The 21,471-nt window shown below is 36.0% G+C and carries 18 protein-coding genes; 17 read left to right on the top strand and 1 reads right to left on the bottom strand.

Annotated features, from left to right (window positions below; genetic code table 11):
* Window positions 1-93: 93 nt before the first annotated feature.
* Window positions 94-834: a hypothetical protein gene (locus tag ABS768_RS14070; RefSeq protein WP_408075579.1), complete on the top strand. Its 741-nt coding sequence runs from the start codon at window positions 94-96 to the stop codon at window positions 832-834.
* A gap of 113 nt (window positions 835-947) precedes the next feature.
* Complete coding sequence (gene lipB / locus ABS768_RS14065; RefSeq protein WP_408075578.1) at window positions 948-1,676, top strand: lipoyl(octanoyl) transferase LipB; 729 nt, start codon at window positions 948-950, stop codon at window positions 1,674-1,676.
* An 11-nt stretch (window positions 1,677-1,687) separates the two neighbouring features.
* On the opposite strand, the gene ABS768_RS14060 is transcribed toward lipB, so the two are convergent.
* Window positions 1,688-2,293, bottom strand: a complete 606-nt coding sequence (locus ABS768_RS14060) for a ribonuclease HII (RefSeq protein ID WP_408075577.1) — start codon at window positions 2,291-2,293, stop codon at window positions 1,688-1,690.
* 204 nt (window positions 2,294-2,497) lie between these two features.
* Between ABS768_RS14060 and ABS768_RS14055 the strand changes: the two genes are divergently transcribed.
* From ABS768_RS14055 to ABS768_RS13985, 15 genes are all read left to right on the top strand, one after another.
* Complete coding sequence (locus tag ABS768_RS14055; protein WP_408075576.1) at window positions 2,498-4,420, top strand: S8 family serine peptidase; 1,923 nt, start codon at window positions 2,498-2,500, stop codon at window positions 4,418-4,420.
* Between the two features lie 242 nt (window positions 4,421-4,662).
* Complete coding sequence (locus tag ABS768_RS14050; protein WP_408075575.1) at window positions 4,663-7,743, top strand: SusC/RagA family TonB-linked outer membrane protein; 3,081 nt, start codon at window positions 4,663-4,665, stop codon at window positions 7,741-7,743.
* A 12-nt stretch (window positions 7,744-7,755) separates the two neighbouring features.
* On the top strand, window positions 7,756-9,264 hold the full coding sequence (locus tag ABS768_RS14045; RefSeq protein ID WP_408075574.1) for a RagB/SusD family nutrient uptake outer membrane protein: 1,509 nt from the start codon (window positions 7,756-7,758) through the stop codon (window positions 9,262-9,264).
* Window positions 9,265-9,281: 17 nt separating this feature from the next.
* Window positions 9,282-10,124 (top strand): hypothetical protein, encoded by an 843-nt coding sequence (locus tag ABS768_RS14040; RefSeq protein WP_408075573.1) that lies wholly within the window; start codon window positions 9,282-9,284, stop codon window positions 10,122-10,124.
* Between the two features lie 32 nt (window positions 10,125-10,156).
* Window positions 10,157-11,002 carry a hypothetical protein gene (locus ABS768_RS14035; RefSeq protein ID WP_408075572.1) on the top strand — a complete coding sequence of 282 codons (846 nt, stop codon included), beginning with the start codon at window positions 10,157-10,159 and terminating at the stop codon, window positions 11,000-11,002.
* 151 nt (window positions 11,003-11,153) lie between these two features.
* On the top strand, window positions 11,154-13,076 hold the full coding sequence (locus ABS768_RS14030; protein ID WP_408075571.1) for a putative porin: 1,923 nt from the start codon (window positions 11,154-11,156) through the stop codon (window positions 13,074-13,076).
* Window positions 13,077-13,153: 77 nt separating this feature from the next.
* On the top strand, window positions 13,154-14,515 hold the full coding sequence (locus ABS768_RS14025; RefSeq protein WP_408075570.1) for a pyridoxal-phosphate dependent enzyme: 1,362 nt from the start codon (window positions 13,154-13,156) through the stop codon (window positions 14,513-14,515).
* Window positions 14,516-14,561: 46 nt separating this feature from the next.
* Window positions 14,562-15,074, top strand: coding sequence for a 3'-5' exonuclease (locus tag ABS768_RS14020; RefSeq protein WP_408075569.1), 513 nt, complete (start codon window positions 14,562-14,564; stop codon window positions 15,072-15,074).
* A 38-nt stretch (window positions 15,075-15,112) separates the two neighbouring features.
* Window positions 15,113-16,381, top strand: coding sequence for a DUF2851 family protein (locus ABS768_RS14015; protein ID WP_408075568.1), 1,269 nt, complete (start codon window positions 15,113-15,115; stop codon window positions 16,379-16,381).
* Between the two features lie 30 nt (window positions 16,382-16,411).
* Window positions 16,412-16,639, top strand: coding sequence for a hypothetical protein (locus ABS768_RS14010; RefSeq protein ID WP_035135473.1), 228 nt, complete (start codon window positions 16,412-16,414; stop codon window positions 16,637-16,639).
* A gap of 27 nt (window positions 16,640-16,666) precedes the next feature.
* Window positions 16,667-17,551, top strand: a complete 885-nt coding sequence (locus tag ABS768_RS14005; RefSeq protein WP_408075567.1) for a ComEA family DNA-binding protein — start codon at window positions 16,667-16,669, stop codon at window positions 17,549-17,551.
* A gap of 16 nt (window positions 17,552-17,567) precedes the next feature.
* Window positions 17,568-18,710 carry an acyl-CoA dehydrogenase family protein gene (locus tag ABS768_RS14000; protein WP_408075566.1) on the top strand — a complete coding sequence of 381 codons (1,143 nt, stop codon included), beginning with the start codon at window positions 17,568-17,570 and terminating at the stop codon, window positions 18,708-18,710.
* Window positions 18,711-18,872: 162 nt separating this feature from the next.
* Window positions 18,873-20,225, top strand: a complete 1,353-nt coding sequence (locus tag ABS768_RS13995; RefSeq protein WP_408075565.1) for an alpha-amylase — start codon at window positions 18,873-18,875, stop codon at window positions 20,223-20,225.
* Between the two features lie 75 nt (window positions 20,226-20,300).
* On the top strand, window positions 20,301-20,495 hold the full coding sequence (gene rpsU / locus ABS768_RS13990; protein ID WP_408075564.1) for a 30S ribosomal protein S21: 195 nt from the start codon (window positions 20,301-20,303) through the stop codon (window positions 20,493-20,495).
* Between the two features lie 70 nt (window positions 20,496-20,565).
* Window positions 20,566-21,468: a tyrosine-type recombinase/integrase gene (locus tag ABS768_RS13985; protein ID WP_408075563.1), complete on the top strand. Its 903-nt coding sequence runs from the start codon at window positions 20,566-20,568 to the stop codon at window positions 21,466-21,468.
* Window positions 21,469-21,471 lie beyond the last annotated feature (3 nt).

Genomic DNA, 21,471 nt, shown 5'->3' with positions numbered 1-21,471 from the left:
ATAATCAATTTGATTTTTTAACTGTATCAGTGCTTTTTGTTAGGTTTTAAAAAGATTATATTTGGTATGAAATTAACAAAACAAACACCAATTATGAAAACAAGATTATTTTATGGGCTTAGCCTGTTAATGCTGATGTTTGCCACATCGTGTAATTTTACCGAAAGAGTTACAGTTAAAGACGACGGAAGTGGACAAATGAGTCTTGAGGTAGATGCATCACAGTTAATGGCTATGGCAGGGGATGAGATGGCTAAAGAAGGGGAGGAAAGAAAAGATTCTACTTTTACCTTTAAGGAAATTCTGGATGAAAAAAGAGATAGTATAGCAAAACTACCTAAGGCAGATCAGGAGAGGCTAAAGAAGCTTGAGAATTTCAAGGTGCATATGATGATGGATCCTAAAACTTCAGAATTCAAGATGGATATTTTTACCGATTTTAAAAAGGCAGAGGATATTACAGATATCATGCAGGCTTTTAGTGAGCTGAATAAGATGAATAGGCCTGGAGCTGCTCAGTCGGGGATGAATTTGGAGAAAAAAGAGTCTGATGTAAAGTATTTTTATGATGGTAAGAAGTTTGTGAAAACAATAAAATCAGGCAAGTCAAAAGAGGAAGAGAAAAGTGATGAAGATGCAGCAACTGAAGAGATGATGAAATCAATGTTTGAAGAGTCTACCTATACAGTTATTTATGAGTTTCCAAAGCCTGTGAAGTCTGTTTCAGATAAATCGGCAGTAATAAGTGATGATAAAAAAAAGGTAACCGTTACATATTCTTTGTTGGATTATTTTGATAAGCCGGAAGATATGGGGCTTGAAGTTAAATTTTAATAAAGATTTAGATGGTATTGTTAAACCGGATAGCCTCAAGGGGTGTCCGGTTTTTTTATAGGGTTAAACCGGGAGAAGTTTCGTAATTTTGTAATGAATTAGATATTACAGTTATGAATAAGCAGGTACAGTTCCTTGATTTAGGGATGAAAGACTATAAGGATGTTTGGGATTTTCAGGAAACCCTTTTTAGCGGTATACTTGATGTAAAGGTGAAGAACAGGCGTGAAGAGAAAAATGACCTTACACCAAATTACCTATTGTTTACGCAGCATCCTCATGTTTATACATTAGGTAAAAGCGGAGATATGCAAAACCTGTTGCTTAATGAAAAACAACTGGCAGATAAAGGCGCTACTTTTTATAAAATAAACCGCGGGGGTGATATAACTTATCACGGTCCCGGGCAGGTAGTAGGTTATCCTATACTTGACTTAGAGAACTTTTTTACCGATATACATAAGTATCTTCGTTTTTTGGAGGATGTGATTATAAAGGTGATGGCTGATTATGGTCTTAAAGGGGTTAGGAGTGAAGGGGAAACCGGAGTTTGGCTGGATGTAGGTACTCCGTTTGCCCGTAAAATATGTGCAATGGGTGTGAGGGCATCGCGCTGGGTTACCATGCATGGTTTTGCTTTTAATGTAAATGCTGATTTAGGATATTTTGATAATATAATTCCGTGTGGGATTAAGGATAAGGCTGTAACTTCCCTTAATGTGGAGTTGAGAGTGGATAGGGTAGATGAAGAGGAGATTAAACTAAAAATACTAAAATATTTCATTGAGCTTTTTGAAGCGGAAATAGTTAATGCAAAAGAAGAGCTTTTACTGAAGGTTTAGTTAAAATTTAATTAAACCTTGAAATCCAGTTCCAGTTGGTCAGGTAATAGTCTGAATGATTTACGGTGATACTTTGTTATACCATACTTTTTAATGGCTTCACGATGCTCAACGGTAGGGTACCCTTTGTTTTTCTTCCAGTTGTACATCGGGAATTCTTCATGAATTTTATTCATATACTCATCTCTGTAGGTCTTTGCAAGTACTGATGCTGCTGCGATGCTAAGGTATTTGCCGTCCCCTTTAACAATGCAGCTGTAGGGTATATTGTTTACAGGTTTAAACCTGTTGCCGTCTACTATTATATATTCCGGTTTAGGGGTTAGTTTAGTGATGCAGTCCTGCATTGCCTTAATAGAGGCGTTTAATATGTTTATTTCATCTATCACCTCTGGCTCAATATTTGTTACATGGTAGCATAAGGCCATTTCTTCAATAAGGGGTCTTAGTTGTTCTCTTATTTTTTCGGTGAGTTTCTTAGAGTCGTTCAGAAGTTTTAATTCAAAATTATCAGGCAGGATAACTGCTGCTGCAGTTACCGGACCTGCAAGACACCCGCGACCTGCTTCGTCAGTGCCGGTTTCAATAGGGAATTCTGAAAATTTTAGGGATAACATAAATCGATAAATGTATTTTTTACGTATAAAATTATACGCAAATGTAATTTAGTTGCGTTAAAATTGAAATTAATATAGGTTAATTTCTAATTATTTATATTTTTGCTTTTCTTTTTTAAAAAGGTTTCAAAATCTTTTGGTTTTGAGATTCTTGTAAAGAAAAGGTCTATTGGTTGTTTATTATTAATTTTTTTTAAAACAGTTATGAAAAAAAATACTGTATCAGCTTTAATGCTTTTGTCAGTTGGGTTAATGGCAGGTTTTTCTGCATCAGCTCAAAGTACACCAGAGCAGAGAGCTAAGATAGTTAGCCACTATAACCAGGCTGAAGTTAAAAAAGTAATTGAAGGGCTTGAGGAGGAGAATTTAAGAAGTTACGAAAGAGCTCTTGAGTTAGCGGAAGTGAATGGTTGGCCGCTAAAGGTTACTAATAAGAATGGTGTTGTTGCACGTTTAATGGGTGTTACTTCTCACGATGAGCCTATTTATAAGGCTCCTGATAATAATTTAGGACAAAAAAGTAGTGCAGCTACTTCGATGGTTACACATATTAGAACAGGAGGAGATATGGGGCTTGACCTTAATGGATCAGGTATGCTTCTTGGTATGTGGGAAATTGAAGGTTGTTTAGATGATCATGAGCAGTTAGTTGGTAGGGTTACTATAGGTGATAATGCATCTTTTAATGAAGAGGATTTTGAGGCTTCAGGTCACGCTACTCACGTTGCGGGTACTCTTATTGGTTCTGGTGATGGTGATATTGGTGCCAGAGGACTTGCATATCAGGCTGATTTACTTGCTTACGAAGCTTCTTTTGATAATAATGAAGCTTTAAGTGCGGCAACAGATCCAAATGTTGCTCTTCTTGTTTCTAATCACTCTTATGGTATACCATTAGAGAATGCTGCAGGGTGGATGCCTGGTGCTTATTCAAGTGAAAGCCGTGCGTGGGATCTTATTCATTATGCGGCTCCTTACTATCAGGCTGTAATATCTGCCGGTAACGATAGGGAGGGTGAGACAAGTGATTTACTTATTGGTAATAAGACATCAAAAAATGCTATCGTTGTTGCGGCGGTTAAGGGTGTAAGAGATATTCTTGCAGATCGTGATGTTAATGATATTTCAATGACTTCTTTTAGTAGTTATGGTCCAACAGATGATAAGAGGGTTAAGCCGGATATTGCTATGAAAGGTGAAGGAGTTTACTCTTCATATCCTACTGCTGGCGGTGGTAGTGGTTATGCAACATTACAGGGGACCTCTATGGCTTCACCTGGTGTTGCGGGTACTCTTATTTTGTTGCAGGAGCATTATTATGATACTAATGAGGAATATATGCGTGCTGCTACTCTTAAAGCCTTAATGATTAACACTGCGGATGAAGCAGGTTCTTGGGATGGTCCTGATCATAAGTTTGGTTGGGGGGTAATCAATGCTCAAAGAGCGGTAGAGGTTATTAATAATAATGGTGTAAGTTCGCTTATTGAAGAGAATGTTTTAGATAATGGAGGTGTTTATACAAAACAGGTAACTGCTCAGGGTGATCAACCTTTAAAAGTAACTGTAGTTTGGACAGATCCTGCTGCCGCTGCATTGGAGCAGGCTAATCAAAATAATCCAAGACTTATAAATGATATTGATGTAAGGGTTATGAAAGCAGGAGGTATATTGCCTACGTTTCCGTGGAAGCTTTCTAGTAATGTTATACTGCCTGCTGTAAGATCTGACAATGACAGGGATAATGTTGAGTATGTTGAGTTAACTGATGTTACTCCTGGTGTTTATACTATTACAATTAATCATAAAGGTAATCTTTCGGGAGGCTCTCAGGCCTATTCGTTAGTTGTTAACGGTATAACTGATGAGTTAAATGTAGTGGATAATCAATTCAATAAGGTGGCAATCTATCCTAATCCTGCTTCAGATGTAATCAATATTGATATGGGTGCGTTAGGTCAACCATCTGAAGGAAGTGTGATTATGTATGACTTACAGGGTCGTATTGTAAGACAGTTTGATTCTGTAGTTAATGCTGTGGATGTTTCTTCGCTTAATGCTGGTATGTATGTTTTAAATATCAACTATGATGGTTATACAGAAACAAAAAAAGTAATAGTTAAATAATATTTTATTTAACAGGTTAAAAATATGTTAACAACTGAAAAACTGCCTTTTAGGCAGTTTTTTTTGTTTTTGTAAAAAATCAACGCAACCTTTTAACAAAAAAAGTATCTAATAACTATATGATTAGCAAATTCTTGATAATGCAATTTTGCGTCTATTTAACATTATTATTCCGAAGTAATATTTGTTTTATTAATAAATTATTAAGAAGTTTGCGGTTAACTAACTCAAATTAATAAAGTATGAGATCGAAGTTTACTTGGATTATGACGCTTTTAATGGCGTTGACAATTAATTTCTCTTTTGCGCAGGAGAAAGTAGTGAGTGGTACGGTGTCGGATGAAACCGGTCCTCTTCCAAGCGCTAATGTATTAGTAAAGGGAACTCAGCGTAGTACTCAAACAGACCTTGATGGTAATTTTTCTATCAAAGTTAATGTGGGTGAAACTCTAGAGTTTACTTTCGTGAACCACACTACTCAAACAGTAGTTGTAGGGGCTCAAAATTCTTATAATGTTATACTTCCGGAAGGGACTCTTTTAGGTCCTGTTGTAAAAGACGTTTACCGTAGTATAACTAAAGAAAAATCAGCTATGGCTGTTGCTGGTATTACAGCAGAAGCTATTGAAGATAGAGCAAATGCTTCTGTTCTTCAAAACTTACAAGGTCAGATAGCTGGTCTTAATATTGGTACAGGATCTGGTCAGCCAGGTGCTGATAGTACAATTATTCTTCGTGGTATTGGTACAATTAATGGTAACGTAGAGCCGTTATTTGTTATTGATGGTGTACCGGTAGATGAAGATGGATTTAGAAGTATTAACCAGAACGATATTGCTTCTGTTCAGGTTTATAAAGATGCTGCTGCAACTTCTATTTATGGTAATAGAGGTGCTAACGGTGTAATCGTTATTACTACTAAAAGAGGTGGTTATGATGAGAAAATGGAGTTTAGGTATACATCACAATTTGGTTACAGTGAGCTTCAGCCGTTAAATATGGAGTTGATGAGCTCAAAAGAGTTACTAAGCTTCCAGAAAAGAGTTGGTGATGGTTTTGGTTCTACTTTATCTGATGCTGAAATTGATTTACTTTCAAAGCAAAACAATACTTACTGGTCAGATATTTTCTTTAGAAAAGGTGTTACTCAATCTCATAACTTAGCTATTACTACAGGTTCAAAGAATACAAATAACTTTACTTCGTTAAGTTACTTTGAGCAGGATGGTATCTTTATCAATACAAACTTTAAACGTTTCAGTGTTAGAAATAACTTCTCTGGTAAATCAGAAGATGGTAAGTTTAATTACTCATTTAACTTCAGTGGTAACTTCTCTAGATCAAATGGTGTAGATGGTGCTGGTTCAAATGCTATCTATTTTGCTCCTTTTAGAGCAGCTTTACATGGTTTACCATATTTATCTCCTTATGATGCTGACGGTAGTGTGACCAATACAGGAAGTCTTGTGTATGGAGATCCTTCTTCTATCGCGGTAGATAAAGCTCCTTATGTATTACTTAACTCTGTTCACATGAATACGGATGTTGAAGATGAGATTAAAATTCTTACAAGTTTTGCTGCAGATTGGAATTTTGCTAAAAACCTTACTGCAGGTTTCCAGATGGGTGTTGATTTTTCTAGTTTCAGGGCTCTTGAAATCTTGCATCCTAACAGTATTTTAGGTCCTTTCCAGGTAACAAGTACAGATCCTAATGATGAAGATGGTTATGCTGAATTTGGAGGTGTTCACAGTGAGTCGACTAGTAGAGATTTTAGATTTAACTCTGTTGCAAGATTAAACTATAACAATCAGTTTGGAGATCATACTATTGATGCTACTGCTTTTGTTGAGTATAATAAAGCGCATCTTGATGGTATTAGCTTTTCTCAACGTGGTCTTGATCCAAGGTTAGTTGGTACAGGTGCTGCATTTATTGATGGTACTGTAATTGAAGGAGAAGGTCAACCATATGTTCCTACTGTTGGTTCAAGTAAGGTTTCAGAAGGATTATTCTCTTACTTTGGTAACTTTGATTATGATTATAAAGGTAAGTATGGTGTTACTGCAACTGTAAGACGTGATGCTTCATTCCGTTTCATCGACGATAACAAATGGGGTACTTTCTGGTCTGTAGGTGGTAGATGGAATATCGATCAGGAAGATTTCTTTAGAAATAATTTAAAAGGTGTTGATCTTAAAATTAGAGCTTCTTACGGTACTTCTGGTAACCAACGTATAAGTAATGCTCAATATAGTTCTCTAAACTTAACCCGTAGTTTATATGGACAAGGTGGTACTTATGACGGATCTGTAAGTACAGTTCCAACTCAAATTGGTTACACTGGTTTAAGATGGGAGCAAACAGCTCAAACTAACATAGGTGTTGACTTTGGTGTATGGGAAAATAAACTTTCTGGTAGTGTAGATGTTTATAGAAAACGTACTACAGATTTATTCCAGCAAACTCCTGTATCTCCTGTTAATGCTACTTCAGGTATCAATACTAACATTGGTGCGATGGAGAACAAAGGTGTTGAGGTTACTTTAAAATATAACGTATTCCGTAATGAAGATTGGACAATACTTGTTAATGCTAATACTTCATACAATAAAAACTTCATTAGAGATTTACCGGATAGTTACAATGGTTTAGTGTTTAGTAATGGTTCTACTTCATTAATCGAAGGTTCTCCATTCAGTACTTTCTATGTAATTAAGTATGCTGGTGTTAACCCTGCAAACGGTAATCCTTTATTCTACACTGCTGACGGTGGTTTAACTGAAACTATTGATGATTCTGATAGGGTTAATACAGGTAAATCTACATACCCTGCATGGCAAGGTGGTTTTGGTACTGTTGTGAAATATAAAGGTTTCGAATTTAGTACTCAATGGAGTTACTTTGCAGATCTTTACAGAAATAATCTTGATTACGCAGAGTTAGAAGAAACTAGTAGTATATCTGATGGTTCTAACAGGGTTTCAACTACAGCAAATGCTTGGCAAAATGTAGGAGATATCACTTCAGTTCCTAGAATAAATGCTCCTTATGGTGCTGTAGATTACATTAACTCAACTGACAGATACCTTGAAGATGCGTCTTTCTTAAGACTTAGAAATATTTTATTCGGTTATTCATTCAGTGATGAGTTATTACGTGATTTACCAATTTCAGGTTTAAGACTTTATGTTCAGGGAGAGAACCTTTTAACTTTCTCTTCATACAGAGGTTGGGATGCTGAAGCTGGTTTCCGTTCTACAGACAGGGGTAACTATCCAACTCCTAAGATTTATACTTTTGGAGCTGTAATTAATTTCTAATAAAAGACAACTATGAAAAAAATATTAAGAATAAGCTTACTAGCAGCAATTATAGGGATGACTTCCTGTGAGGATGCGACTGATATAATTCAGGAGTCAGAATTATCAGAAGAAGTAGCATTTCAGACAGTAAACGATTTACGTTCTGGTTTGTATGGAGTTTATGCAGCATACAGTCCTGATAGCGGAGGTAATGGTAGTGGAGATCAAATTTTATTTAATGATCTTTTTACTGATAACATAAAAAGAGGTTTTGCTAGCTCTAATCAGGGTAATCAAACTTACAACTTTATCCTTCAGCCGGGAAGTAACTTCCCAACAACACTATGGGGTGGAAGATATGCGGTTATCAACTTTTCAAACAGGGTTCTTAGAGCTTGGGATAGAATATACCCAACACTTGAAACTGCTGATGAAAGAGTAGCAGCTAACGAAATTAAAGCTCAGTTATTAGCTATGAGAGCATTTTGCCACTTTGAGCTGATGCAATACTTTGTTTCAGATTATCAAGACTTAACTGCTCCTGGTGTTATTATTATGGACTTTGTGCCTGAAGTACTAGATGTATTTCCTCGTAACTCTGTAGGTGAAGTATTTGAATTTATTGATAATGATCTGCAGGAAGCAGCTTCTTTAATGGGGGATACTTTTGACACAGTAGGAGATTATGCAGGTGCAGCCGGAGAACAGAAGTTTTATGTTAACCCTGATGTAATTGTAGCAATGAAGGCAAGAGTAGCCTTGTTTGAAGGAGACTACACTACTGCTTTAAATAATGCTAATGAATTAATTGATGGAGGGGTGTATAGCCTTTCAGATGATGAGGATTTGACTACTTTATATGTAAATGATAATGTTGAAGCAGCTGAGTTAATTTTTGCTCTTTCTCGTCGTCAGGGTGATAACCAGATTATGGATCTATGGTCTGCAAATGGTGACGGTATTGATGGTAGTCCATTCTTTGAAGTTTCTAACAGCTTATTTAATACATTATCAGCTAACGATATCAGAAGATATATCATTATTCACTCTCAAAGTGTTATTGAAGGTTTTAACTCTCCGGATAACATTCTTCTTCAAGGTAAGTATATGGGATCTAACGATAATGCATTCATTAATGATGTTAAAGTTTTCAGATTAGCTGAGATGTACTTAATCAGAGCTGAAGCTCAGGCACGTGCAGGTAACCTAAATGCTGCTGCGGTAGCTATAAAAGCTCTTAGAGATGTTAGAACTGTAGGAGGGGGTAATACTACACTTCCAACTTATGCTAATTTAAATGCTGCTTTGCAGGATGTTTTACTAGAGAGAAGAAAAGAATTTGCTTTTGAAGGTCACAGATACCTTGACTTAAAGAGAATAGGTACTGAAATTGGTGTTGGAGTTAGTAGAGAAAGCGTTGACTGTGCTTCATTTAGTTCTGACTGTGATTTAGCTCCAACAAGCTATAAGTTCACTTTGCCTATTCCTAACTCGGAAATAAGTGCAAACCCTACTATACAGCAAAATCCTGGATACTAAAATTTAAAAAAAAGAGTATGAAGAATTTATTAAAAATATTTTGTCTGGCTGCTATCGTCGCTTCATGTGACGATGTTGAGCCAACGGTTTTCAATGGTGAAGACCCATCAAATGCAACTCTATTATCATTCTCAAGTGATGTTTATTCATTACCTGTAGAAAGAGATGCAAATGGTATTACTACTATTACTTTTACTTCAAGTACTTTATCTAGCTCAGACAGAGTTTTTAATATTGAAGTAATTGCCGGTACTGCTAATGCTGCTACTTATAATGTTCCTGCTTCGGTAACCATTCCTGCGGGTGGTTATGTAGGTACTATGGATATTACTGGTCAGGATAATAATCTTGTTGATGAGGAAATTAAAGACTTTACAATCAGAATTCCTGATTCAAACTTTGGTAATGAGTCTCTAGGTTTTACAGAAGCTCAAATTAGAGTGTATGAGGTTTGTCCTCTTCTTTCAGAATTTACAGGTAGTTATACAGCTTCGGCAACAGAATCAATGTTTACAGACCCTGTAATATTTGATGATTCAAATGTTACGCTTTCTGTAGGTGCAAATGCTTATGAGCGTGTTTTTGATATTAATCCTTACCCTGGATATGTAGGTTCTTCAAGAACTGTAAAAATAAACTTCCAGTGTGATTATCTTAATTTAGGAGGTACTGTTAGAACAGGTCTTAGGTGTACTGATGACGGTGATAACCAATTTACTTGGGGACCTGTAGATACTGGTGATCGCGCTCCCTACAATACTGAAGATGATTCTGTAATTAATGTTAACTTTATTGAGAACACTACTGGCGCTTGCGGGTATGGTTCAAATCAAAGTTCATTTACATTAACAAAAAACTAATTAAGATATAGTAAAATAAATAAATTTAAATTATGAAAAAATTTATATACGGTTTATTAGGTTTTGCAGCTATATCTTTAACTAGCTGTGATTACCATGATCCTAATAGCGATAAATTTGGTAACGATTCATCATCAGGATGGGTTCAGTTTGAAAGTGAAGGAGTAACTTATGCTAGTGTAATTCAGGGTACTGAATCTACTGTAACTGCTTCAATTCCTCTTGTAATCAAATCTGTTGATATAGTAGATTTAAATGGTAAGGTAACGCCTAATAATCCTGTTAATGAAGGATTAACTGTTAATTATACAATTGAAGATATTGATGGGTCATCGTCTTACATAAACATACCTGGATCTGTATACATACCTAAAGGGGAGTTAAGTGCTAACATCTCTTTTACGGTTCCTGCTTCAGCTCAGGTTGCTTGTTCTCACTTTAAAGTAACTTTAACATCTACAAGTAAATCTAATGTTACTGTTGGGTTTGAAGATTCTGATTTCCCTACACAAGAATTTGTAGTAAGTGCTCTTGATATTAATGATCTTGTTGGTACTTATAGTGCAGTTCGTGATGGTGCTACTCAATACACATCTAGCATTGAGTTAGGTGCTGAGGAAAACCAATTTATCATAAACAATATATATGGAGCTAACGGTACTACTACTGTTTACCTAAACAATGATGGTACATTTACTTACCCATCTCCAGAAGAGAACTTTCTTTTTAATGACAACGGTGGAGTTGGAAATGTATTTCTTGACGGTATTAACGGTTTTGCAACCTGCCTTAATGGAGGTACAGTTAATGTAAACTACAGGTTAGTATTTTCAGGAGGTTCTACTAATACTATCAATGTAGTGTTTACGAAACAATAATATAGAAATTGTTTATATTAGTTAAAAACCCGCTTTATAGCGGGTTTTTTTATATGTTTATATATCTTTAAAAAATTATCTTTGTCAGAAATTCCAATATTCAATGTTGAAGAAGCATTTCATTTTGTTGTTGTTTTTTTTTCCTATGCTTATGTTTTCACAAATAAGGGGAAAAGGAGCTGTAAAACCTAAATCAACCACCACAAAAGAGCAGGGTTCTTCTGTGCAACCTGATAATACTTCAACTTCAAAACCCTCAGGTGTTAAAGCGTCAGATTCTATAGCTACAGTTGATATGTATAAGATAATTACTATCGACAGAGATACTACTTATGTAGATACTACTTTAACTGTTCAAAATGATTATAAGGCTAATTATTTAAGGAAAGATAATTTTGGATTATTGGCTTTTCCTAACGAAGGTCAAACATATAATGTACTGGATTATGGACTTACAGAGTATAATGCTTTCCCTGAATTTGGATTTAAAGCTAAGCATGCTGCCTACATGGAGGTTAATGATATAAATTATTATCATGTACCTACTCCATATACTGATTTGTTTTATAAATCAGTTTTGTCTCAAGGGCAAATACTGGATGCTTTAGTTACCCTTAATACATCAGATAACCTAAACTTTGCTGTTGCATACAAAGGTATACGTTCAATAGGTAAGTATATTAATTCTATTTCCAGTAACGGAAATTTTAGGTTTATTACCAGCTATAATACCACTGATAAAAGATATATTTTAAAGCTTCATTTTACAGGTCAGGATATTTCCAACCAGGAGAATGGTGGTATTACTGATGTTGATTTTTTTGAAAGCGGCGAACCTCTTTATACAGATAGGGAACGACTGGATGTTTATAATAAAGATGCTACATCTTTAATGAAAGGTAATCGCTTTTTTGTAGATCATACTTTTAGATTAAGTAAATCAAACCCTAATAGTCTGGTTTTTCATCATCAGTTTAATTATGAGAATAAGTCATTCCTTTATACTCAGCCTAAGGCTAACCAAAGGTTTGGTGATTTTTATACCTCGTATATTAATAATAAAACACGTTATAACAGGTTGTATAATATGCTTGGTGCTGCTTATAGCAATGAGGATATTGGTATGATTGAGTTTTACCTTGAAGACTATACTTATAATTACTTTTATAAAAGGATCATTTTTGGTGACAATTTTATACCTAATGCTATTAACGATAGGATTAATACATATGGCGCACGGTATACTTATCATAAAGATAAGCTTAAAGGATCGGTTTTATTTTCAAACTCCATAACTAATCAGTCGCTGGCCAATATTCAGGCATCGGCCAGATATACTTTTGATGAAGAGAATGTTTTAAGTTTTAGGTATCAAAATATGAACAAACTACCTGATCTTAATTACAGATTATATCAAAGTGGCTATATAGACTATAACTGGTTTAATGAGTTTAAGAACGAAAAAATAAACAGCTTTGAATTTGAAGCTAAAACTAAATGGCTTGATGCCTCTATGCAGTACACAGTGCTTAATGATCATTTGTATTTTGAAAGGAATGAAGTCCCTTTTGACGAAGATGAAATAGAGCCTGTAATTGTTAGTCCGGCACAGTATGATGGTACTATAAATTACCTTTCTATCAAGGCTTCAAAAGAATTTAAGTTTGGTAAGTTTGGATTGGATAATACTGTGCTTTATCAAAATGTTACGCAAAGTGATAAAATACTTAATGTACCTGATTTTATTACCCGTAATACATTTTACTTTTCAGAGCACTTATTTAAAAAGGCCCTGTTTATTCAAACGGGTGTGACTTTCCAGTATTTTACAAAGTACTATGCTAATGATTACAATCCTTTACTGGGAGAGTTTTATGTTCAGGATAAGAAAAAGATTGGTGATTTTCCTTTAATGGATTTCTTTCTTAATGCGAAAATCAAGACTTTTAGAGTATTTCTTAAATACGAACATTTCAATTCTTCGTTTTCAGGATATAACTATTTCTCGGCACCAAGTTACCCATATAGGGATGCTGTAATCCGCTTTGGAGTTATTTGGGATTTCTTCTCCTAAGAATCTTTACATTAACTGTTTTTTAAACATTATCTGTATATCTTTGTCCTCATATTCAGGACACATTAATTATTGAAATGAAATACGCAAACAATATACTTGAAACCATTGGTAACACACCTTTAGTGAAGCTTAATAAAATAACTAAAGAGGTAGATGCTTTGGTTTTGGCTAAGGTAGAAACGTTTAATCCGGGTAATTCTGTAAAAGACAGAATGGCTGTAAAAATGATTGAGGATGCAGAGGCAGACGGCCGCCTAAAACCGGGAGGTACCATTATTGAAGGTACATCGGGTAATACAGGTATGGGGCTTGCGCTTGCAGCAATCGTTAAGGGGTATAAACTTATTTGTGTTATTTCAGATAAACAGTCTAAAGAGAAAATGGATATCCTGAGGGCAGTTGGAGCTAAGGTTGTAGTTTGTCCTACAGATGTTGAGCCAACAGATCCACGTTCGTATTATTCTGTCTCAAAGAGGCTGTCGGAAGAAACGCCTAATGCGTGGTATGTAAACCAGTATGATAATCCTTCTAACACATTAGCACATTACGAGCAAACAGGACCAGAAATCTGGGAACAGACTGAAGGTAAGATAACTCATTTTGTTGTTGGTGTTGGTACTGGTGGTACCATATCGGGAGTGGCTAAATATCTGAAAGAACAAAATCCTAATGTTAAGATATGGGGAGTTGATACATATGGTTCAGTTTTCAAGAAATACCATGAAACAGGAATATTTGACGAGAACGAAATCTACTCTTATATCACCGAAGGTATAGGTGAAGATATTCTTCCTAAAAATGTAGATTTCTCCCTTATTGATGGGTTTACTAAAGTAACCGATAAAGATGCTGCAATATTTACCAGAAAGCTGGCTATAGAAGAAGGAATATTTGTAGGTAACTCTGCAGGGGCAGCTATAAAGGGAGTGCTTCAGCTTAAAGAGAACTTTAAGCCGGAGGATGTTGTTGTAGTGCTATTCCATGACAGTGGTAGCCGTTACGTAGGTAAAATGTTTAATGATGACTGGATGCGTGAAAGAGGCTTCCTTGATGAGGAGCTTACTAAAGCTGAAGACCTGATTAAAGATCATGCCGACAAACCTCTTGTGGTAGTTAGAACAGAAGAATTGGTATCTCACGCTATAGAGCGCCTTCGTAAATATAAAATATCACAAATTCCTGTTATAGACACGAATGGGTTTGTAGGGTCGGTTGATGAGACAGATTTGTTTAGAAGCTATGTTGAAGATAAGGATATAGCCGAAAAACCTATCAGGGAGGTTATGGGTAAACCTTACCCGGTTGTTAAGGCAAACACCTCTATAGAGGAAGTTTCCAAACTTATCGATAAAGACAATCAGGCAGTGTTGGTTGATCTTGGTAACGGACGACATCACATTATAACCAAACACGACATTATAAGTTCAATAAAATAATATTGAGTATATTTGAAAAGAGCCTTATGGCTCTTTTTTATTTGATATGAGTACGTTTACAGCTATAGATTTTGAAACTGCAACCGGGCATCCTTATAGTGCCTGTGCTGTGGGTATCGTGACTGTGGAAGACGGAGTGATAACAGAGGAGTACTATACTCTTATCCAGCCTCCGGAAAACGAATATTGGTACAGGAATATTCAGGTACACGGCATACAGCCAAACGATACATTAAAGGAACCTACGTTTTATGAGCTCTATCCTGAAATAAGGAATCGTTTGCTGGGTAAAAAACTTGTGGCTCACAATGAAGTTTTTGATCGTAATGTGCTTTCCAAAACAATGGGGTTTTACGGGCTGGATTATAATGAACTTAATCTGGCAGAAAGATGGGAGTGTACCTGTCGCATTTACAGGAAAAAAGGGTATAAACCGGCTAACCTTAAATATTGTAGTGAACGTAATGGTATTGAGCTTACGCACCACGAAGCACTCTCTGATGCACGTGCCTGTGCTAAATTATATTTATTAGTACACAATCAAATTAAGCTTTTTTAAGTTTTTTCTGTATTTTAGAGGCTTATAACCACACCCTCATGAAAGAAGACTTCCTGCATTACTTATGGCAGTTTAAAAAGTTTGATATACTTAATCTGCATACCGTTAAAGGAGAAAAAATCGAGATTATCAATTCCGGACAATACCTGCAACAGGCCGGACCTGATTTTTTTAATGCCCGGCTTGCCATTGGTAATCAAAAATGGGCTGGTAACGTTGAGATTCATTTAAAGTCTTCTGATTGGTATATACACAATCATGAAAACGATTCGGCTTATGATAATGTCGTTTTACATGTGGTGTGGGAGCATGATACTGAGGTATACAGGAAAGATAATACCGAAATTCCTGTTTTACAACTTAAAGATTTTACCGATAAAGCTACTGTTGAGAATTACAGGGTGCTTACTACTCCTAAAACATGGATTTATTGTGAGAAGGAGCTGGCTTCCATAAACAGTTTTGTGATGTCTAACTGGAAAGACAGGTTGTTTTTTGAACGGTTGGAACGAAAATCAAAACCAATACTTGAGCTGGCTACTGAAACGGCTAACGACTGGGAAGCTGTGTTGTTTTGTTTTCTGGCAAAAAACTTCGGACTCAATACTAATGGAGAGGTGTTTTATGAACTTGCAAAATCAATTCCGTTTGCGGTGATAAGAAAAGAGGCTTTTGAAGCCGAAAATCTCGAGGCGCTTTTTATGGGTAGGGCAGGTTTGCTAAAGGCTGATAAACAGGATATGTATTTTAAGGATTTGAAGTCAAGGTTTGATTATATAACACATAAGCACAGGTTGCCGGAAGTATACTTGGATGAGCTTCAGTTTTTCAAATTGAGACCTGATAATTTTCCAACAATACGATTATCTCAACTGGCACAGTTGTATCATTTACATCAAAACCTGTTCTCTAAGCTTATAGAGGCTACTAGCCTTCAGGATATATATGATTTGTTTACTTTACAGGTAAGCGAATATTGGAAAACGCATTATCAGTTTGATAAAGAAAGCACAAAAAAACGAAAAGCGCTATCGCCTGCTTTTATCGATTTGCTTATAATTAATACCATAGTGCCGTTTAAGTTTGCATACAACCGCCATATAGGTAAAGAAACTGATGATGAAGTACTGGATTTACTTACTGTTTTAAAGTCTGAGAAAAATGCTGTAATTGATAAGTTCCGGTTTTATAAGGTTGCTGTAGAGTCTGCTTTTGATAGTCAGGCGTTACTTCAGCTTAAAAAAGAATATTGCGATCATAAAAAATGCATGCAATGTGCTTTAGGGCTAGAGCTTATTAAAAGTTAATTGTGTAAATTTGGAATCTAAACTAAAGCTATGTCATTTGTAACAAACATCAGGCATTTTTTTGAAAGGAACGGCTTTCATGTTTCCGCACGTCTTTCCGACAGGTTAGGTATGAGGGTGACTAATGTTAGGTTGTTTTTTATTTATATTTCCTTTTTCACTGTAGGGCTTTGGTTTGGTGTGTACCTAACACTGGCATTTTGGCTTAGGCTAAAAGATGCTGTGTATACCAAACGCAGTTCGGTGTTTGATTTATAAACATAACCTTCCTTTAAATTTTACCGAATGAAAAAGCCTTACGATTTCTTTTTGCGTTTTACCAAACAGCAGCAAAAAGGAGTTGTTGCATTATTGGTTTTAATGCTGGTTATCCAATTAGGTTACTACATATATGTATCGGTTTTATTTACCGGAGATAAATTTATTTCGCAGCAAGAGAAGGAATGGCTATCCCATCAAGCAGAAATAGATAGGCTACGATCACTAAAGTCTACCAAGAGGGATACTATATTTCCTTTTAACCCTAATTATATTTCAGACTACAAAGCGTATGTTTTAGGGATTAATCTTCAACAATTAAAAAAGCTAAACGAATACAGGCAAAGCGGTGCATTTGTAAATTCGGCTCAGGAATTTCAAAATATAACAGGAGTACATGATACTTTATTTGTGAAACTATCTCCTTATTTCAGGTTTCCTGTTAAACCGATTAGTAAACAAAGCGTTATTGGGCAGGATATTGTCTCTGTAACGAGTAACAAGGAAGAAATAACAATCATCGATATTAATAAAGCCACTAGAGAAGACTTGATTAAAGTATATGGAATAGGAGATTTCTATTCTAAGCTTATAATAGAGAGAAGAGAACAAATGGGTGGCTATGTAAGTATGGAGCAAATGGATGATTTTTCTCAGATTCCCCAACAAGCTATAATACTTCTAAAGGAGCGTTTTCAGGTTATAGAAATACCACAAACCTTAAAGATAAATGTGAATAACGCCTCGTTGAATCAGCTGTCCCGTTTTCCTTATTTTGATAAGGAGCTGGCGAGGGCTATTATTACCCATAGGAGTATGTTGGGAAAATTCGTTAAAATTGAGGATTTGTTAAAAATAAATGGTTTTCCTGCTCAAAAAGAAAAAATAATTGCGTTATATTTGGAATTCTAAAAAATAATCAGTCAAAATGAATTTTGAATATAACGAAACGCAAAAAATGATCGCTGACTCTATCAAAGATTTTGCAGAGCAGCACATACGTTCTAATATTATGGAATGGGACGAAAAACAACATTTTCCTGTAGATCTTTTTAAGAAGCTTGGTGAGATGGGCTATATGGGAGTTTTAGTCCCTGAAACATATGGAGGGTCTGGTCTTGGTTATCACGAATATATTACAGTAATAGAAGAAATATCAAAAGTAGATCCTTCAATAGGATTATCTGTGGCAGCACATAACTCATTATGTACAAACCATATCCTTACTTTTGGTAATGAAGAACAAAAAAAGAAATGGTTACCTAAACTGGCTACTGCCGAGTTTATAGGAGCTTGGGGTCTTACTGAACACAATACAGGGTCAGATGCCGGAGGTATGAATACCACAGCAGTTAAAGATGGAGATCACTGGATTGTTAACGGTGCTAAAAATTTTATCACGCATGCTAAATCAGGAGATGTAGCTGTGGTAATTGTTCGTACCGGAGAGAAAGGTGACTCAAAAGGTATGACAGCTTTTGTTTTTGAAAAAGGAATGGAAGGTTTTACCAGCGGAAGAAAAGAAGATAAACTGGGTATGCGTGCCAGCGAAACTGCCGAACTTATTTTTGATAACTGCCGTATACCGGATGCTAACAGACTGGGTGAGGTAGGAGAAGGTTTTATTCAGGCTATGAAAGTGCTTGATGGAGGAAGGATTTCCATTGGAGCCCTATCGTTAGGTATTGCAAAAGGAGCTTATGAGGCAGCTTTAAAATATTCTAAAGAGCGTTACCAGTTCGGTCAGCCAATCAGCAGCTTCCAGGGTATTGCTTTTAAGCTTGCCGATATGGCAACTGAAATTGAAGCTTCTGAGCTATTACTTCATAAAGCGGCTTACCTTAAAAATACAAATCAGAAAGTTACACTTGCCGGAGCAATGGGTAAAATGTATTCTTCAGAAGTTTGTGTCAAGGTTTCTAACGAAGCGGTACAGATACACGGAGGTTATGGTTATACTAAAGATTTCCCGGTTGAGAAGTTCTACAGAGATTCTAAATTATGTACCATAGGGGAAGGAACTACTGAGATTCAGAAACTTGTAATTTCCCGTAACATTTTAAAAGAGTAATTATTTATATTTTAAATAATTAAAAAGAGCAACCTGCATCAGGTTGCTCTTTTTTTTGTATAATTTATTAACATTACAACGTTATAGTTGGTTGAGAAATAAAAATTTCATAAAAAATTAAGGCTATTTTTTTAGATTAAATAAAATTTAATCCTTTTAATTATGAAGTACATATCTGTTTTATTGCTTGCTGCAGCTTTTGTAAGCTGTGGTGAGGAAGCGGATGTTAAGCAAGACATCCAGACCAACAATGAAATCCCGTCAACCGAGTTTAATGCCAAGGCTGCTGGGGGTAAAGTAATGATGCAGGCTTTCTATTGGGATGTGCCTGCCGGAGGAACATGGTGGAGTACTGTACAAGGGAAAGTTTCTTCCTGGAGTAGTGCAGGTTTTGATGCTATTTGGCTACCGCCTGCAACCAAGGCGCAAAACGGAGGTTATTCAATGGGATACGATCCGTTTGACTATTTTGACTTTGGTAGTTATAACCAAATGGGGAGTGTAGAAACCCGCTTTGGGTCACTTAGTGAGATACAGGCGCTTATATCGGCAGCTCATACTAATAATCTCGATGTGATTGCTGATATTGTTATTAATCATAACAGTGGAGGAGCTTCGCAGTATAATCCTTTTACGGGAGGTAATACGTGGACTGATTTCCAGCCGGCTTCCGGTATGTTTGTAAGGTCGTACTATGATTTTCATCCAAATGATTTTCATTCGGCAGATGCTGGTGCTTTCGGTGGTTTCCCTGATTTGTGTCATGATAAGCAGTATGTTCAGGATTGGCTCTATAATAATTCTAACTCCATTGCTAAGTATTACAAAAATGTAATGGGTTTTGATGGCTGGCGTTTTGATTATGTAAAAGGTTTTGAGCCATGGGTAGTAAAGAATTTTAAAAATGCAGTAGGAGGTTTTACTGTGGGAGAGTATTGGGATGGTAATGCTGCTACGCTTGAGTCGTGGGCTAGTCAGGCCGAGGCTAGTGCGTTTGACTTTGCCTGCTATTACAGGATGCGTGATGCCTTTATGGGGAACGACCTTACTCAGCTTAACGGAGATATGCTGTTAAAGCGTAATTCGTATAAGGCGGTTACATTTGTAGCTAATCACGACACCGATGAAATTTATAACAACAAACTTTTGGCTTATGCATATATAATGACTCATGAAGGTTATCCGTGTGTGTTCTATAGGGACTATGAGGAATGGCTTGATAAAAATAAAATGAACAATCTTATCTGGATACATAATAATAAGGCGTCGGGTTCTACCTCATACCTGTATGCTGATAACGATGAGTATGTTGCCAGAAGGAATGGTAGTCCGGGGCTTATAGTGTATATTAACAATAGTGACTCATGGCAGGAACGATGGGTAGATACCAATTGGGCGAATACCGTTATTAAGGATTATACCGGTAATTCAGGATGGGAGCCTACTACCCAGGCTGACACGTGGGTTAAGGTGGAGGCGCCGCCGCATGGGTATACAGTATGGTCGGTTAAATAAAAATCGAAATTAATTGGTTGGTAATCAAAAAATATTTTATAAGTTTGCACCCTTAACGAGAGGAGGTGTTATATTATGTTGATTATACCAATTAAAGACGGAGAAAATATTGATAGAGCTCTAAAGCGCTACAAGAGAAAATTTGATAAAACAGGAGTTGTTAGACAGCTAAGAAGTCGTCAGCAGTTTACGAAACCTTCTGTTGTAAGAAGAGCTCAAATCCAGAAAGCAGCTTACGTTCAAGGACTAAAAGACTCTCTAGAGAACTAGTAGTTTTTTGAACTAAAAATAATAACCGTTAGCAGAAAAGTTGATTAACTTTGCTGTTAACGGTTTTTTTATGGTTGATTCTAAACAGGCATATGGAGATTATTTGTTAAAGGAGAAAAATTATTCTCTTTTAACGCTTCGGGCTTATACTAATGATCTTTCTGAATTTGAAAAGTTTATAAAGCAGGAAGATGAAAGTATAATGCTTGAGGATGTGGTGTATGCGCATATAAGAGGGTGGATTGTTTTTCTGGTAGAGCAGGGCTTGTCCAATCGCTCTGTGAACCGTAAGATGTCATCGCTAAAATCATTTTACAAATTTCTGTTGCGTTCCAAACAGATAACGGTTAATCCGTTGCAAAAACACAAGTCTCTCAAAACTGAAAAAAAAGTACAGGTTCCTTTTTCTGAAAAAGAACTTCAGGAGGTGTGTACAGGAGTAGAGTATTCCGATGATTTTGAAGGAATAAGGGATAGACTTATTATTGAGCTTTTTTATACTACCGGTATGCGTAGGGCAGAGCTTATTGGGTTGAAGCTTTCTTCGTATGATAAAAGTGCGAATACTTTAAAGGTTTTGGGTAAGCGTAATAAAGAAAGAATTTTGCCTGTATTACCCTGTACGGCTGAACTTATTACAAAATATCTTACAGAAAGAAGTGAGCTTGAAAACTTTGTTGACAGGGATGTGTTAATTTTAAATAAGAGAGGGCAAAAAGTAAGTGAATCTTTTGTTTATAGGTTAATAAATAGTTACTTTAGTGTTGTCTCTGTGAAAGTGAAAAAGAGTCCGCATGTGCTTAGGCATACTTTTGCGACCCATTTGCTTAATAACGGAGCAGATTTAAACTCAGTAAAAGAATTATTAGGTCACGCAAGTTTGTCTTCCACTCAAATATATACTCACAGCAGTTTATCGGAGCTTAAAAAAGTGTATAAGGACACGCATCCCCGTAACCGAAATAATTCATAATGT

Source organism: Flavobacterium rhizophilum (assembly GCF_046000485.1).
Lineage (GTDB): Bacteria > Bacteroidota > Bacteroidia > Flavobacteriales > Flavobacteriaceae > Flavobacterium > Flavobacterium rhizophilum.
The sequence above is the reverse complement of the archived record's forward strand: the minus strand, read 5'-3'. Positions and strand labels throughout refer to the sequence as shown.